This is a genomic window from Paracoccus binzhouensis (assembly GCF_016446475.1).
In the GTDB taxonomy this organism is placed as follows: Bacteria; Pseudomonadota; Alphaproteobacteria; order Rhodobacterales; family Rhodobacteraceae; genus Paracoccus; species Paracoccus binzhouensis.
On sequence record NZ_JAEHFP010000026.1, the window covers coordinates 25,870 to 40,654 of the forward strand.

The 14,785-nt window shown below is 69.3% G+C and carries 16 protein-coding genes; 8 read left to right on the forward strand and 8 right to left on the reverse strand.

Going from position 1 to position 14,785, the window contains the following annotated elements; genetic code table 11:
* Position 1: 1 nt before the first annotated feature.
* Entirely contained in the window at positions 2-2,200 is a 2,199-nt protein-coding gene (locus I9P22_RS08610) for a heavy metal translocating P-type ATPase (RefSeq protein ID WP_199259110.1), read from the forward strand.
* A gap of 12 nt (positions 2,201-2,212) precedes the next feature.
* Positions 2,213-2,371 carry a cbb3-type cytochrome oxidase assembly protein CcoS gene (gene ccoS, locus I9P22_RS08615; RefSeq protein ID WP_199259111.1) on the forward strand — a complete coding sequence of 53 codons (159 nt, stop codon included), beginning with the start codon at positions 2,213-2,215 and terminating at the stop codon, positions 2,369-2,371.
* Between the two features lie 146 nt (positions 2,372-2,517).
* Here the strand turns inward: ccoS and I9P22_RS08620 are convergent, their stop codons facing one another.
* The gene (locus I9P22_RS08620; RefSeq protein ID WP_408635174.1) at positions 2,518-4,200 is read right to left on the reverse strand and encodes a serine hydrolase; all 1,683 of its coding nucleotides are present in this window, start codon (positions 4,198-4,200) and stop codon (positions 2,518-2,520) included.
* Positions 4,201-4,465: 265 nt separating this feature from the next.
* On the opposite strand from I9P22_RS08620, the gene clpS reads away from it, so the two are divergent.
* Genes clpS through I9P22_RS08635 form a run of 3 tightly spaced genes read left to right on the forward strand, consistent with a single transcriptional unit; the run spans position 4,466 to position 6,612 of the window.
* A complete protein-coding gene (gene clpS, locus I9P22_RS08625) occupies positions 4,466-4,783 on the forward strand; it encodes an ATP-dependent Clp protease adapter ClpS (protein WP_199259112.1) in 318 nt (105 codons plus the stop codon).
* A gap of 3 nt (positions 4,784-4,786) precedes the next feature.
* The gene (locus I9P22_RS08630) at positions 4,787-5,806 is read left to right on the forward strand and encodes a methyltransferase (RefSeq protein WP_199259113.1); all 1,020 of its coding nucleotides are present in this window, start codon (positions 4,787-4,789) and stop codon (positions 5,804-5,806) included.
* Positions 5,803-6,612: an SDR family NAD(P)-dependent oxidoreductase gene (locus I9P22_RS08635; RefSeq protein ID WP_199259114.1), complete on the forward strand. Its 810-nt coding sequence runs from the start codon at positions 5,803-5,805 to the stop codon at positions 6,610-6,612. The genes I9P22_RS08630 and I9P22_RS08635 overlap by 4 nt, the downstream gene beginning before the upstream one ends.
* On the opposite strand, the gene I9P22_RS08640 is transcribed toward I9P22_RS08635, so the two are convergent.
* The gene (locus I9P22_RS08640) at positions 6,609-7,025 is read right to left on the reverse strand and encodes a hypothetical protein (protein ID WP_199259115.1); all 417 of its coding nucleotides are present in this window, start codon (positions 7,023-7,025) and stop codon (positions 6,609-6,611) included. The genes I9P22_RS08635 and I9P22_RS08640 overlap by 4 nt on opposite strands.
* Before the next feature lie 80 nt (positions 7,026-7,105).
* On the opposite strand from I9P22_RS08640, the gene hemF reads away from it, so the two are divergent.
* Together hemF and I9P22_RS08650 are read left to right on the forward strand one after the other, a co-directional pair.
* Positions 7,106-7,966 carry an oxygen-dependent coproporphyrinogen oxidase gene (gene hemF, locus I9P22_RS08645; protein WP_199259116.1) on the forward strand — a complete coding sequence of 287 codons (861 nt, stop codon included), beginning with the start codon at positions 7,106-7,108 and terminating at the stop codon, positions 7,964-7,966.
* On the forward strand, positions 7,966-8,526 hold the full coding sequence (locus I9P22_RS08650) for a histidine phosphatase family protein (RefSeq protein WP_233253288.1): 561 nt from the start codon (positions 7,966-7,968) through the stop codon (positions 8,524-8,526). The genes hemF and I9P22_RS08650 overlap by 1 nt, the downstream gene beginning before the upstream one ends.
* Here the strand turns inward: I9P22_RS08650 and I9P22_RS08655 are convergent.
* The 4 genes from I9P22_RS08655 to abc-f form a co-directional block, all read right to left on the reverse strand.
* Positions 8,523-9,071 (reverse strand): sugar O-acetyltransferase, encoded by a 549-nt coding sequence (locus tag I9P22_RS08655; RefSeq protein WP_233253289.1) that lies wholly within the window; start codon positions 9,069-9,071, stop codon positions 8,523-8,525. The two genes, I9P22_RS08650 and I9P22_RS08655, sit on opposite strands and share 4 nt — an antisense overlap.
* Positions 9,068-9,427: an SUF system Fe-S cluster assembly protein gene (locus I9P22_RS08660; RefSeq protein WP_199259118.1), complete on the reverse strand. Its 360-nt coding sequence runs from the start codon at positions 9,425-9,427 to the stop codon at positions 9,068-9,070. The genes I9P22_RS08655 and I9P22_RS08660 overlap by 4 nt, the downstream gene beginning before the upstream one ends.
* Before the next feature lie 67 nt (positions 9,428-9,494).
* Positions 9,495-10,229, reverse strand: coding sequence for a MipA/OmpV family protein (locus I9P22_RS08665; protein WP_199259119.1), 735 nt, complete (start codon positions 10,227-10,229; stop codon positions 9,495-9,497).
* A gap of 103 nt (positions 10,230-10,332) precedes the next feature.
* Positions 10,333-12,180 (reverse strand): ribosomal protection-like ABC-F family protein, encoded by a 1,848-nt coding sequence (gene abc-f / locus I9P22_RS08670; protein WP_199259124.1) that lies wholly within the window; start codon positions 12,178-12,180, stop codon positions 10,333-10,335.
* A 166-nt stretch (positions 12,181-12,346) separates the two neighbouring features.
* Between abc-f and ndk the strand changes: the two genes are divergently transcribed.
* Positions 12,347-12,769: a nucleoside-diphosphate kinase gene (ndk, locus tag I9P22_RS08675; RefSeq protein WP_024845406.1), complete on the forward strand. Its 423-nt coding sequence runs from the start codon at positions 12,347-12,349 to the stop codon at positions 12,767-12,769.
* A 65-nt stretch (positions 12,770-12,834) separates the two neighbouring features.
* On the opposite strand, the gene I9P22_RS08680 is transcribed toward ndk, so the two are convergent.
* Positions 12,835-14,043, reverse strand: a complete 1,209-nt coding sequence (locus I9P22_RS08680; protein ID WP_199259120.1) for a cytochrome b/b6 domain-containing protein — start codon at positions 14,041-14,043, stop codon at positions 12,835-12,837.
* Positions 14,040-14,618, reverse strand: a complete 579-nt coding sequence (locus tag I9P22_RS08685) for a thymidine kinase (RefSeq protein WP_199259121.1) — start codon at positions 14,616-14,618, stop codon at positions 14,040-14,042. Before I9P22_RS08685 ends, I9P22_RS08680 begins: the two co-directional genes overlap by 4 nt.
* Positions 14,619-14,785: the final 167 nt, after the last annotated feature.

Genomic DNA, 14,785 nt, shown 5'->3' on the forward strand with positions numbered 1-14,785 from the left:
GATGTCGGACGCCGCCCTGCACGATCACGATGGCCGGCTCTCGGCCTGCCCGGCCTGCGACGCGGCGCCGCTGGCGCAGCGGATCGCCGGGGCCAAGGGTGGGCAGGCCGAGGTGATCCTGTCGCTGCCGACCATCCATTGCGCCACCTGCATCACCGATGTCGAGCGGGTGCTGAACCGCCATCCCGGCGTCCGCGAGGCGCGGGTCAACCTGACGTTGCGCCGCGTGACCGTGGACGCGCCCGGCCTGACGGCCGAGGAACTGATTCCCGTGGTCGAGAGCATCGGCTACGAGGCGCATGAGCTCGACCCCGCGGCGCTGTCGGCCAGCGCCGCCGACCGTCAGGGCCGCGACATCCTGATGCGCATCGGCGTCGCGGGCTTTGCGATGATGAACATCATGATCCTGTCGGTGGCGGTCTGGTCGGGGGCCGAGGACGCCACGCGCGACATGTTCCACTGGATCTCGGGCGCCATCGCCCTGCCGACCGTCGCCTTTGCCGGCCAGCCCTTCTTTTCCAGCGCCTGGCGGGCGCTGCGGCACGGGCGGCTGGGGATGGACGTGCCGATCTCGCTGGCGCTGGTGCTGGCCAGCGCCATCTCGGTCTACGAGACGCTGCATTCCGGCCATCACGCCTATTTCGACGCGGCGGTGATGCTGTGCTTCTTCCTGCTGATCGGGCGCTATCTGGACTATCGCACCCGCGCCGTCGCCCGCTCCGCCGCCGAAGAGCTGACGGCGCTGGAGGTGCCGCGCGCCTTCCGCATCACCCCGACCGGCGACGAGCCGGTGCCGGTGGCCGAGCTGCGCCCCGGCGACCTGATCCGCATCCGCCCCGGCGCCCGCATCCCCGCCGATGGCGAGATCGCCGAGGGCAGCAGCGAGATCGACCGCTCGCTCCTGACCGGCGAGAGCATCCCGGTTGCGGCCGGACCCGGCCTGGCGCTTTCGGCGGGCGAGGTGAACCTGACCGGGCCTCTGGTCATGCGGGTGACGGCGGCTGGGCGCGACAGTTCGCTGGCGCGGCTGACGGCGCTGGTGGCGGCGGCGGAATCGGCACGGGGCCATTACACCGGGCTCGCCGACCGCGCCTCGCGGCTTTATTCGCCGCTGGTGCATCTTCTGGCCTTCTGCAGCTTCCTTGGCTGGTATCTGGCGACGCGTGACCCGCGGCTGGCGGTGAACGTGGCGGCGGCGGTGCTGATCATCACCTGTCCCTGCGCGCTGGGTCTGGCGGTGCCGGCGGTGATCACCGCCGCCTCGGGTCGGCTGTTCCGGCGCGGCATGCTGATCAAGGACGGCACCGCGCTGGAACGCCTGGCCGAGGTCGATGCCGTGGTCTTCGACAAGACCGGCACCCTGACCATGGGCGTGCCGCAGCTGGTCTCGCTGGATCCGATCCCGATGGATGCCCGCCCGCTGGCGCTGGCGCTGGCGCAGGGTTCGAGCCATCCGCTGTCGCAGGCGCTGACGCAGGCGTTGCGCGAGGCCGGCACCGAGCCCGCCGCGCTGGCCGATCTGCGCGAGGTGCCGGGCCATGGCATCGCCGGGACCTGGCAGGGCCGCGCGGTGCGGCTGGGCCGCGCCGACTGGCTGGGGGCCGAGCATGGCGATGCGACCCTTTCGGCAAGCTGGCTGTCGCTGGGGCAGGGGGCGCCGATCCGGTTGGAGTTCTCGGACCGGCTGCGGCCGGGGGCCGAGGCCTGCGTGGAGCGGCTGCTGGGCTCGGGCCGCCGGGTGCTGCTGCTCTCGGGCGATGCCGCGCCCGTGGTCTGCGATCTGGCCCGGCGGCTGGGCATCGCGGAATGGCGCGCCGGCGTGACGCCGCTGGAAAAGGCGCAGGCGCTGCGCGATCTCGGCGCCCAGGGATTGCATGCGCTGATGGTCGGCGACGGGCTGAACGATACCGCCGCCCTGGCCGAGGCGCATGTCTCGATTTCGCCCGCCTCGGCGCTGGATGCGGCGCGCACCGCTTCGGATATCGTGCTGATGGGCAGTGATCTTGTTCCGGTGGCCGAGGCGCTTGACCTTGCGCGCAGCGCCAGGCGTCGGATCAAGGAAAACTTCGCCATCTCGCTGGGCTACAACGTGGTGGCGGTGCCATTCGCCATTGCCGGCTTCGCCACGCCGCTGATGGCGGCGCTAGCCATGTCGCTGAGCTCGATCAGCGTGACGCTGAACGCGCTGCGGCTGCGCTAGGAGGAAAAGAGCATGCAGATCCTGGGCATCCTGATTCCGGTTTCGCTGGGCCTGGGCGGGCTTGGCCTGCTGGCCTTCATCTGGGCGCTGCGCGGCCGGCAGTACGAGGATCCCAAGGGCGACGCCCGCCGCATCCTCAGTTCGGAATGGGACGACCATCCCAAGCCCTGACCGGGCCGCCGCCGTGCGCTGCAAAGGAAAGACTTCGCCCGACATGATGGCCGCCCGCTGACCGGGCCGCTGCAAAAGAAGAACCCCGGTCCTGCGGCCGGGGTTCGTGCAATGTGTCGATGGCGACCGGAATCAGGGCCCGGTGATCAGGGCCCGATCACCCGGCAATCCTGCTGGCGGGCGGCGATGCGGTCGCATGCCAGATCGGCCGTTTCCTTGGACATGCCGACGAAATTCGCCTCGAAGCCGCGCTTGGTATTGGCGACGCGGCTCAGCGCGCTGCCCAGCGATGCGCTTTCCTGCAGGGCGGTTCTCAGCAGCAGTTGCTCGGCCTCGCGCTGCGAGCGGAACAGGCCCAGCGTCACGCCCCAGTCCCCGCCGCCGGCGCTGGCTTCGCGGGTGACGATCTCGGTCGTCTCGGGCTCGCTGCCGGGCTCGGGCGCCAGCGAGGTAAGGATGATCGCGTCCGAGCGCGGCGCCGGTGCCGGTGCCGCGAGCAGGGCCATGCTTTCCGGCTGCGGCCTGGCCGTCTGCGCGAAAAGCGAAGGCGAGCCGGGATCGGCGGGCGCGGGGGGGGCGGCCAGGCTGGCCGAGCGGTCGTCGCGCGGTGCCGGGGTGGGGCGGGCCGAGCCGATCTCGCTTACGCTGCGATCGGCCGCATCGCCTTCCTCGGGGCGGGCTTCGGGACGGGCGGCGCGGGCCAGAACCTCGGGATCGACCGAGGCATTGGTGACCGTGCCGGTGCCCGGCTTGGGGCTGGGCCGGGCGCTGGCCGCAAGCGTGGTGCCGCGGCGTTCTGGTGCGGCAGCGGCCTGGGCCCGCGCCACGGCGGCGGAAATCGCCGCCGGCGTGACCACTGCGACGGTCGAGGCCCGCGCGACCGGCCGGTCCGAGGACGAGAGCCGCACGGTCGAGGCGCGGGAGGCGGTACCCGGCACGGTGCTGGCGACCTGCACGGTGCGACGCACCTTTCTTTCGGCCACGAAGACCGGAGGCGCAGGCCTTACCTCACGCACACGGCTGGGGGCCTTTCCGAATCCGGCATCCAGCAGCTGCGCCATCATGGCGTTGCGCTGCGCGGTCGAGGTGCCGCCCAGCACGGTGGCGACGATCCGCTTCGAGCCGCGCTTCGCCGAGGCGGTCAGGTTGAATCCGGCCGCCCGGGTATAGCCGGTCTTGATGCCGTCCGCGCCCTCGTAGCTGTCCAGGAAGCGCCGGTTGGTGCTGGAGACGGTGGCGATGCCCGTATCCGCCGAGCGGCGCGAGAAGATCGAGTAATATTGCGGGAAGTCGTAGAACAGCCGGCGGCCGAGAATGGTCATGTCGCGGGCGGTCGAATAATGCCCTTCGGTCGTCAGGCCGTTGGCATTGCGAAACTTCGTGTTGCGCATGCCGAGCGCCCTGGCCATCTGCGTCATCTGCGCGGCGAATTTTGCTTCGGAACCGGCCAGCCCCTCGCCGATCACCGTGGCGGCGTCATTGGCGGATTTCACCGCCGCGGCCCGGATCAGGTAGCGCAGCTCGATCCGCTGCCCGGCCTTGAGCCCAAGCCGCGACGGCGGCTGCGCGGCGGCGTGGCTGCTGACGAGGAACTTGCTGTCCAGCCGCACCTGCCCGCGCTCGATGGCGCTGAAGGCCAGGTAGAGCGTCATCATCTTGGTCAGCGAAGCCGGATGCAGCCGCGTATCGGCGTTGCGGGCATAGATCTCCTGCCCGGTTCGCGCATCCATGACGAAGGCCGCGAAAGGCGCTGCGGCCACGGCCAGGGGCATGGCCCAGGCAATTAGGATCATCAGTCCCAAGCGGACTTGTTTGGTGATTCTGCTCACGGTCCCGGTCTTTCTGCCTCTGAGGGCCCGTTCATTATGCGGACCCTTCGTTAATAAAAGCACAATAACACGGCTTTCTTCGCACGGAAACCGTAAGTTTGCAGGGCTTCCGGCGCAATCTTCCCTGGGTTGCGCAAGCTTGCGAACGGCTTTCGGACAGGGCGGCGGGGCGGGGGTTATCAAGCCCGGCGAAAACTCCTATATTCGGTCGCAGAACGTCCACATCCCGTCCACATCCGTTACAAGTGTCGTGACCAATCCGCTGATGACCAACCGACCCGGAGACCGCGACGAGGTCGAGCTCGGGGTGAAGACCCGTCCCCGCACGCAGCGGCCACCGATGTACAAGGTCCTGCTGCTGAACGATGATTTCACGCCGATGGAATTCGTCGTGCATGTGCTCGAGCGGCTGTTCAACATGAGCCACGCCCAGGCGATCGAGATCATGCTGACCGTCCATCGCAAGGGGGTGGCCGTGGTCGGCGTCTTCTCGCATGAGATCGCCGAGACCAAGGTGGCGCAGGTGATGGAACTTGCCCGCCGTCAGCAGCATCCGCTGCAATGCACCATGGAAAAAGAGTAGAAATTGGCTGGATCACGGCTGGAACTTGTCTTTGGCGGCACGCCGCCCGAAGGGCGCATGCTGCTTGTCGGCGCCGGCGCCGCGACCGATCTTGAGCCTTTCGACGCCGGCAGGACGCAGATCCTGCAGGGGTTTTATCCCGACCACAGCGCATTGAAGGCCCGCGGTTTCGATGCGGTGACCGAGGCGGCCGGCGATTTCGACACCGCGGTGGTCTTCCTGCCGCGCGCGCGGGCCGCGGCGCGGGCGCGCATCGTCGAGGCCGCCTCGCGGCTGGCGCCCGGTGCGGCGCTGTGGATCGACGGGCAGAAGACCGACGGCGTCGACGCGGTCCTGAAGGAGATGCGCGCGCTGGCGCCGGTCGAGGAGATCCATTCCCGCGCCCATGGCAAGATCTTCCGCGTGACCCTGCCCGCCGCCGGCTGGCTGCCCGCGGATTGGGCGGCAAGCGATCACGAGGCGGCGCCTGGCATGGTGACGCGGCCGGGGGTGTTCTCGGCCGACGGGCCGGATCCCGCCTCGCAGGCGCTGGCGGCGGCGCTGCCCGAGAAGCTGCCGACCCGCATCGTCGATCTGGGCGCGGGCTGGGGCTGGCTCTCGGCCGAGATCCTGAAGCATCCCGGCGTCGAGGTGCTGCATCTGGTCGAGGCCGATGCCGCGGCGCTGGATTGCGCGCGGCGCAACGTGACCGACCCGCGGGCGCGCTTCCACTGGGCGGATGCGCTGGACTTCCGCCTGCCCGAGCCGGTGAACGGCGTCATCATGAACCCGCCCTTCCACGAGGGGCGTGCGGCGGATCCCCGGATCGGTGCGGGGTTCATCCGTGCCGCGGCGGGGCTGCTGACCGGGGCCAGGCGGCTGTGGATGGTCGCCAACCGGCACCTGCCCTATGAGCAGGCGCTGCGGGATTGCTTCGCCGACGTCACGGAACTGGGCGGCGATTCCCGGTTCAAGATCCTGACCGCTTCGGGCGCGCGCCGCGCCGGGGCCGGTCGGACGCAGCCGAAAGGTGGAAGACGATGAGCCTGTCGATCCAGGGCAAGACCGCCATCGTGACCGGCGCCGCGCGCGGCATCGGCCTGGCCATCGCCCGGCATTTCGAGGAGGCGGGCGCCAATGTCATGTTCGCCGACAGCGACGAATCAGCGCTGGATGCCGAGCTGGGCGCCGAGGCCGCCGGCGACGGGCCGGTGCGCGCCTTTGCCGGCGATCTTGGCCAGAAGCTGACGCTGGCCAATCTGGTCTCGGCCACCATCGACGCCTTCGACCGGGTGGATATCCTGGTGAACGCGCATCGCATGGTGCAGGGCTGTGACCCGCTGGCGGTGAACGAGGACCAGCTGGGCGAGATGCTGCGTCAGAACATGATCTCGGGGCTGCGCCTGTCGCAGATGGTCGCCAAGCGCATGATGGCGCAGGCCGATGCCGAGGAAGCCGAGGCGATCCAGAACGGCGCCATTGTCAACCTGACCTCGCTGGCCGCCGACTGGCCGCAGCCGCAGATGCTGGCCTATTCCATCGCCAGCGCCGCGCAGGCGCAGGCGACGCGCTCGCTGGCCTCGGCCCTGGCGCCCCGGCGCATCCGCGTCAACGGCGTGGCCTTCGCCAGCATCATGTCGAACAACATGCAGCTGAAGCTGCGCGAGGATCCGGGCCTGCGCGACCGCATGGTCGCGGCGACGCCCCTGGGCCGCATCGCCGGCGCAGACGAGCTGGCGGCGACGGTGCAGTTCCTGGCCAGCGAGGCGTCGAGCTTCGTCACCGGCCAGATCCTGCGCGTCGATGGCGGGCGCAGCCTGGGCGATCCGCTGGCGCCGGGGGTCTACTAGGACCGCTCCTCTTCGGGATAGGCCGCCTTGCAGGCCTGGACCGCGGCGCGGGCGGAGGGCGCCAGCGCCTGCTTGCGGGTCAGCAGGTTGTCGCGCTTGCGGGTCTCGGCCGCCGGGTCGATCGGCACCCGGTAGCGTTCGGTATCTGTCACGTCGCGCATGCAGGAGCGATGGAGGATGCGAGCATTGCCCTCCTTGTCGCGCAGCACATAGGGGCAGGATTCCCATTCGGTGCGGGTGACGGTACGCTCCTCCCAGGCATAGCCGCGGGCCAGGTTGCCCTCGACCTCGGCCAGCAATCTCGAGATCGTGCGATATTCCCGGGTGTTGCGGCCGATGCACTGCTCCTGCGGCGTGCCGCAGCCTGCGACGACCAGGACAGGCATCAGGGCAAGCAGGATGTTGCGGGTCATGGCGGGGATCTCTAGTTGTTTCGCCGGAAGCATAAGCCTGCCCCCGCGGCAGGGCAATTCACGAATCCGGAGGCAAGCCCATGGAAATGCAGGACGAGCGACAGGAGGCCGCGGCCTGGTTCCGGGCCCTGCGCGACCGGATCGTCGCGGCCTTCGAGGCGCTCGAGGATCGCGGTCCCGGCACCGCCCCACCCGGCCGGTTCGAGATCCGCGAGACGAAGCGCGGCGAGGAGGGCGGCGGCGGCCTGATGTCGGTGATGCGCGGCGGCCGGGTCTTCGAGAAGGTGGGCGTGAACTGGTCGGCCGTGCATGGCGAATTGTCCGTCGCCGCCCGCCAGTCCATGGCGGCGCGCGGCGTGCCGGGGATCGGGGCCGACCCGCGCTTCTGGGCCTCGGGCATCAGCCTGGTCGCGCATATGCAGAACCCGCATGCGCCGGCGGTGCACATGAACACCCGCATGTTCTGGACCCCCGGCGCCTGGTGGTTCGGCGGCGGCGCCGACCTGAACCCCTGCCTGGAAGTTGCCGAGGACACCGCGCATTTCCACGCCACCCTGCGCGACGCCTGCGCCCCCCACGGCGCCGATTACTACGACCGCTTCAAGGCCTGGGCGGACGAGTATTTCTTCATCCCGCATCGCGGCCGGGCGCGGGGCGTCGGCGGCATCTTCTACGATGATCTCAACACCGGCGACTGGCATGCCGATTTCGCCTTTACCAGGGCGGTGGGCGAGGCCTTCCTGCCCGCCTTCCTGCCGCTCGCCGAAAAGCGCATGGCCCAGCCCTGGGGCGAGGCCGAGAAGGATGCGCAGCTGATCCATCGCGGCCTTTATGCCGAATACAACCTGGTCTATGACCGCGGCACCAAGTTCGGCCTGGCCACCGGCCACGACCCCGAGGCGGTGCTGATGAGCCTGCCGCCGCTGGCGAAATGGGTCTGATGCCGGGCTGGCCCGACCTTTACCTGATGCGGCACGGCCAGACCGAATGGAATGCCCAGGGGCGGATGCAGGGCCGGCTGGATTCGCCGCTGACGCCGCTGGGCCTGGCGCAGGCGCGGCGGCAGGGCTGGCTGGTGCGCGACCTGCGCGGCGTGGCGCGCTATGCCAGCACCGCCGGGCGGGCGCAGCAGACGGCGCGGATCGTCTTCGCCGGGCAGGACTTCACCAGCGACGCGCGGCTGCACGAGATCGACATCGGCGATTTCACCGGCCGGCTCTGGGACGAGCTGCGGGCCGAGCGGCCCGAGATCTTTGCGGGCGGCGGGCTGGACTGGTACGACCTTGCGCCGGGGGGCGAGCATTTCGCCGGGCTCGAGGCCCGCGTCCGGTCCTTCCTGCAGGAGCTCGACCGCCCGGCGCTGATCGTCACCCATGGCATCACCCTGCGCATGTTGCGGCTGGTGGCGATGGGACTGCCCCGCGAGCGCCTGGCCGAGATGCCGGTGACGCAGGGCGCGCTGCATCTCGTCAGCCGTGGCCGGCACCGGGTGTTCTACTAGGTGCGGGGCGGCAGGGGACGGGCCGGATTTCCGACCACGGTGGCATTGGGCGGCACGTCCCGCGTCACCACCGCGCCGGCCCCGACGATGGCGCCGTCGCCGATGGTCACGCCGGGCAGGACGATGGCGCCGCCACCGACCCAGACATCGTCGCCGATGGTGATGGGCTTGCCCCATTCCACCCCCGCCGCGCGGCTGGCGGCGTCACGCGGCCGGTCCTCGGTCAGCAGCTGCACGGCGGTGCCGAACTGGCAGCGCGCGCCGATCCTGATCTCGCAGATATCCATGAAGAAACAGCCGTAATTGACGAAGCAATCCGGCCCGAAATGGATATGCTTGCCGTAATCGACATGAAAGGGCGCGCGGATCACCGTGCCGTTCCAGGTGCCCAGCAGCTGGGTCAGGGTGCGGGCGCGGGTCTTGTCGCCGATGATCGTGGCATTGTAGTCGCGCATCAAGCCCTGCGCGACCCTGCGCATCGCCACCAGCTCGCCGTCGCCCGGTTCATAGGGGCGGCCGGCCAGCATGTCCTCATGCGCCGTCAAATGAATCCAAGCTCCAGTCGGGCTTCGTCGGACATCATGTCCATGCCCCATTGTGGCTGAAAGGTCATTTCGACATCCACTTGCTTGACGCCGGGCAGGGGCTCGATGGCATCGGCGACCCAGCCGGGCATTTCACCCGCGACGGGACACCCCGGCGCGGTCAGGGTCATGACGATGCGTACGGCGTTTTCCTGGCTGATGTCAATGGTATAGATCAGCCCGAGGTCGAAGATGTTCACCGGGATCTCGGGGTCGTAGACGGTCTTGCAGGCCTCGACCACGCTTTCGTAAAGCGGATGCTCGGTGGTTGACGGCGCGATCAGCGGATCGCCTTCCTTGAGGGTGTCTTCGGTCATGCGGCGCGTCCTGTCAAAAGCCTGTCCCGTATATAGGACCTGGACAGGGCAGGGTCCAGTGCGCTGCCTAGAAGCGGAAGTTCAGCCGCCGCGCCACGCCGATGCTGATCGAGGGCTGGTTGCGCGTCTCGACCAGCGGGCTGTCGCCGGCATCGCCCAGCAGCCGGCCATAGGTGACGCGGCCCATCAGCGCCGTGTCGGGCATGAATTCGTAGCGTGCCTCGACGCTGAGCCGGGCGATATAGGCGCCGCCGTCGGGATCATGGGCGCGGTGGCCGCTGGAAAGCGATTCGTCCGAGGTCACGCCGAAATAGGTGCCGGTGAAGTCGTCGCTGCCCATGCCCAGCTCGGCCCCGGTCCACAGCGTCAGCTTGTCGCTGGCCTCGAAGCGGTATTTCGCGCCCAGCTCGCCCACCACGCCGTGATGGCCGCCGAAGCCCTTGCGGATGGCGCCATAGCTGGTCAGCTCGCCCATGCGATAGGACAGCTTCACCCCGATCTCGCCGGCATAGCCGATGTCGTCCATGCCGCGCAGGTCATCGTAATCATCGGCGTCGCGCTTGCCGACATAGTTCAGCGAGGGCAGGATCGAGAACCCGTCCGGCTTGTCGCGGTCGGCATCGGCGTTGCGCAGGATGAACCAGGGCGAAGGGTCCAGGTTGTCCGAGCCCATGAATTCAGGGCTGTATTTCACCCCCAACCCCGCATCGACCGAGAATTCGTGCCCGGACAGCGACTGCGCCATGGCCGGCGCGCCGAGCGCGGTCGCAGAGAGCAGGGCGAATGCGATCATCCGGGTCATGGGCGAATCCTTATCGAACTTGTCGGAACCCATTGGGCGAAACCGGCCAGCGGGGCAAGTCCGCAATGCGCCGCAGGGGACGAAAAGCGGAAACGTGTGGCATTCAGGCGCGTTCCGCCGCCTCCAGCCGCTCCAGTGCCTCCATCCACAGCGTCTCGGCGCGCAGCATGGCCTCGCTGGCCTCGGCATGCTTGCGGCCCCAGGCTTCGGCCTTCTGCGCGTCGTCATAGGTCGCCGGATCGGCCATGATCGCGTCCAGCTTCTCCAGCATGGCGGACAGCTTCTCGACCCGCTCCTCGGCGCGCCTCGCCTCGGCGCGCAGCTCCAGGATCCTGTCGCGCCCGGGGCGTTTCGGCGCCGGCTTCGCCTCGGCTTTCGGCTCGGGCCTGTCCTCGCCGGCCAGCAGCATGCGGCGATAATCGTCCAGGTCGCCCTGCCACGGGCTGACCCCGCCCTGATCGACCAGCCACAGCCGGTCCGCCACCAGATTCAGCAGGTGCATGTCGTGGCTGACCAGCACCACGGCGCCGGTATAGTCGTTCAGCGCCTCGGTCAGCGCCTCGCGGCTCTCGATGTCCAGGTGGTTGGTCGGCTCGTCGAGGATCAGCAGATGCGGCGCGTCGATGGTGGCAAGCAGCAAGGACAGCCGCGCCTTCTGCCCGCCCGAAAGCTGGTTCACCTTGGTCTCGGCCTGGGCCTCCATCAACCCGAAGCCGGCCAGCCGGGCGCGCAGCTTCGCCGGCGGCTCGTCCGGGCGCAGCCGGCGGACATGGGCGATGGGGGTCTCGTCCAATTCCAGCTCATCGACCTGGTGCTGGGCGAAATAGCCGATGCGCAGCTTGCCGGATCGCGCGATCCGCCCCTCCATCGGCTCCAGCCGGCCGGCAAGCAGCTTCGAGAGCGTGGATTTGCCCTGGCCGTTGCGCCCCAGCAGCGCGATGCGGTCGTCCTGGTCGATGCGCAGCGCCAGCCGCCGCAGCACGGCCCGGCCGTCATAGCCCACCGTCACCCCGTCCAGCGAGACGATGGGCGGCGACAGCTGGTCGGGCTGCGGAAAGCCGAAGCGGTGGAATTTCGCCTCCTCCGGGGCGGTGATCGGCTCCATCCTTTCCAGCATCTTGATGCGGGCCTGGGCCTGCCGGGCCTTGGTGGCCTTGGCGCGGAAACGGTCGACGAAGCTTTGCAGATGCGCGCGGCGGGCGTCCTGCTTCTTCGCCTCGGCGGCCTGCAAGGCGCGTTTCTCGGCCCGGGTCCGCGCGAAGGTGTCGTAGCCGCCGGAATAGAGCACCAGCCGGCGCTCCTCGAGATGCAGGATATGGCCGACGGCGCGGTTCAGAAGGTCGCGGTCGTGGCTGATGACGATGACGGTATGCGGATAGCGCTGCAGATAGCTTTCCAGCCACAGCGCGCCCTCCAGGTCCAGGTAGTTGGTCGGCTCGTCCAGCAGCAGCAGGTCGGGCTGCGAGAACAGCACCCCGGCCAGCGCCACCCGCATCCGCCAGCCGCCGGAATAGTCGGCGGTCGGCCGTGCCTGGTCCTCGGTCGAGAAGCCCAGGCCGCGCAGGATGGTCGCGGCCCGCGCCTCGGCCGACCAGGCGTCGATATCGGCCAGGCGGGTCTGGATCTCGGCGATGCGATGGGCGTCGGTGGCATTGGCGGATTCGGCCAGCAGCGCGGCGCGTTCCGTGTCGGCCGCCAGCACCGTCTCCAGCACGCTGGTCGCGGTGCCCGGCGCCTCCTGCGCGACGCCGCCGATGCGGGCGCGGGGCGGCAGGGTGATGGCGCCGCCGTCAAGGCCCAGCTCGCCCCGGATCAGCCGGAACAGCGTGGTCTTGCCGGCGCCGTTCGGGCCGACCAGGCCGACCTTGTGGCCGTCGGGGATGGTGGCCGAAGCGTGCTCGAACAGCGGCCGTCCGGCGATGGAATAGGATATGTCGTCGATGCGCAGCATGGGCCACCGCATGGCGCAAGCCGCGGCGGGCGTCAATGCCGACATCAAGGGCCGATGCCAAGGTGCAAGCCGGGGCCGCGCCGGCTTTTCAAGCGCCGCGGCGCGTGTTAACGGGGCGCGGATTTCCTGGCCATTGCGGCCGGAACAAGGAAAAAGGACGACCGATATGGCCATCGAACGCACGCTCTCGATCATCAAACCCGACGCCACCAAGCGCAACCTGACCGGCAAGATCAACGCCAAGTTCGAGGATGCCGGCCTGCGCATCATCGCGCAGAAGCGCATCCACCTGTCGCCCGCCCAGGCCGGCCAGTTCTACATCGTCCACAAGGACCGCCCCTTCTATGGTGAACTGGTCGAGTTCATGGCCTCGGGCCCGGTCGTCGTGCAGGTGCTGGAAGGCGAGAACGCCATCGCCAAGAACCGCGAAGTGATGGGCGCCACCAACCCGGCCAATGCCGATGAAGGCACCATCCGCAAGGAATTCGCCCTGTCGGTTGGCGAGAATTCGGTCCACGGCTCCGACGCGCCGGAAACCGCCAAGGAAGAAATCGCCTTCTTCTTCTCGGGCCTCGAACTGGTCGGCTGAGCCCCGGCTTCTTCGTTCCCCAAATACCCAAAGGAAAGGGCCGCCCATCGAGGCGGCCCTTTCTCCTATTGCCGCCTCGCGGTCAGCTCGAAGCCGATCTCGACGCCGAATCCCACGGTGCTTTCATCGGCATAGCTCGCGCCGATACCGAAATCGCGGCGATCGACGCGCATCTGCCCCTTCGCCTGCGCCACGTCACCCTGAAGCGTCAGCTCGAAGGGCAAATCGGCCTCGACCGTCTGGCCGGCGATGGTCAGCCGGCCCTGCGCGGCATGCGGCTGGCCCTCGGCCGCGGGCGGCAGGATCTCGGCCTCGAAACGCGCGGTGGGATGGGCGGCGGCGTTCAGGAAATCCGGTCCCTTGGCCGCGTCGCTGACCGCGCCCAGCGTCAGCGAGGCGATGTCGACATCGACCGTCACCCGCCCGGTCTGGGTCTCCGGGTCATAGGCGATATCGGCCTGCCATTGCCCGAATTGCCCCGTGACCGTGTTGCCGGCCTGTATGACCTCGATCTGCAAAGCGCCCTGTTCGACCGCCCAGCCCGATCCGGCCGCGGCCGCAGGGGCGGATGCGGCGGCGGGCATCTCCTGCGCCTCCGGGGTGTCGGCCGGGATGAAGGCGACCCCCACCCAGATCGCCAGCCCCGCCAGGGCGGCCAGGACATGCGGCAGGAGGTGGGGCTGCGCGACCGGGGGCTCGGGCGCGCGCTCGGGATTGCCGGCCATGCGGCGCATGGTGCCGTCGCGGTCGATGATCGCGTGCTTCAGCGCCCCCGCGACATGCAGCAGGATCAGCCCGGCCAGCAGCCACCAGCCGAATTCGTGGAAGGCCGCGAAACGCCCGGACAGCGCCGCGTCCTCGGGCACCAGGGGCAGCCGCTGGCCAAAGGACCAGAGGATGCGGGCGAAGCCGCCCGGCGCCGCGGAATGCAGAAGCCAGCCGGACAGCGGCATGACCACCATGCCGATCCACAGCGCCCAATGCACCACCTCGGCGCCGAAGCTTTCCAGCCGCCGCTCGGGATGCAGCGGGCGCGGCTTCCGCTGGGTCAGGGTCCAGACGACGCGCAGGGCGGCGAGGGCCAGCGCCGCCATGCCCACGGTCTTGTGCACGGAATAGGCGGTGAAGATCGTCTGCAGCTGCGTTTCCCCGCCCTCGGGCAGGGTGTCCGCGTAAAGCCCGATGGCGATGGCGGCCAGGATCAGCACGGCGACCGTCCAGTGGAACATGCGGGCGACCCAGCCATAGGCGCGGGCGGTATTGCTGGCTTTCATCGGATTTCTCCCATCGCTTCGCGCCAATGGCGCCGGCAGAGCGAGACATAGGTTTCATTGCCGCCGATCTGCACCTGCGCGCCCTCGCGAAGCGCGCGGCCCTGTTCGTCCTGGCGCACGACCATGGTGGCCTTGCGCCCGCAATGGCAGATGGTGCGCACCTCGCGCAGGTCGTCGGCCAGCGCCAGCAGCGCCGCCGAGCCGGGAAACAGCCGGCCGCGGAAATCGACGCGCAGCCCGTAGCACATCACTGGCTGGCCAAGGTCGTCGGCGACGCGGGCCAGCTGCCAGACCTGCTCCTCGGTCAGGAACTGCGCCTCGTCGACGAAGATGCAGGCGGCGCCGCGGCCCCGGGTCTCGACCATGGCGAAAAGGTCGGCCTCGGAGGTGAACCCCAGCGCGGATTCGGCGATGCCGATGCGGCTGGCGATCCGGCCGGGGCCGGCGCGGTCGTCCAGCGCCGCGGTCAGAAGCAGCGTCGCCATGCCGCGCTCGCGGTAATTGTAGGACGCCTGCAGCAAGAGCGTGCTCTTGCCGGCATTCATCGTGGAATAATGAAAATAAAGCTTGGCCATGGCGGCAGATAGACGCGCCGGCCGGAAAGTCGCAAGCCGCCGCGATGTCGCGGCGGCTCACGTTTGCGCGTATCGTGGCCGGTTCAGGCCCGCTGCGCCGTTTTCGGTGCGCGCGACGGACGCCGGGCCGGGCGCTTGCGCGCCGCGCCCTGGGGCCGGCCGGCCGG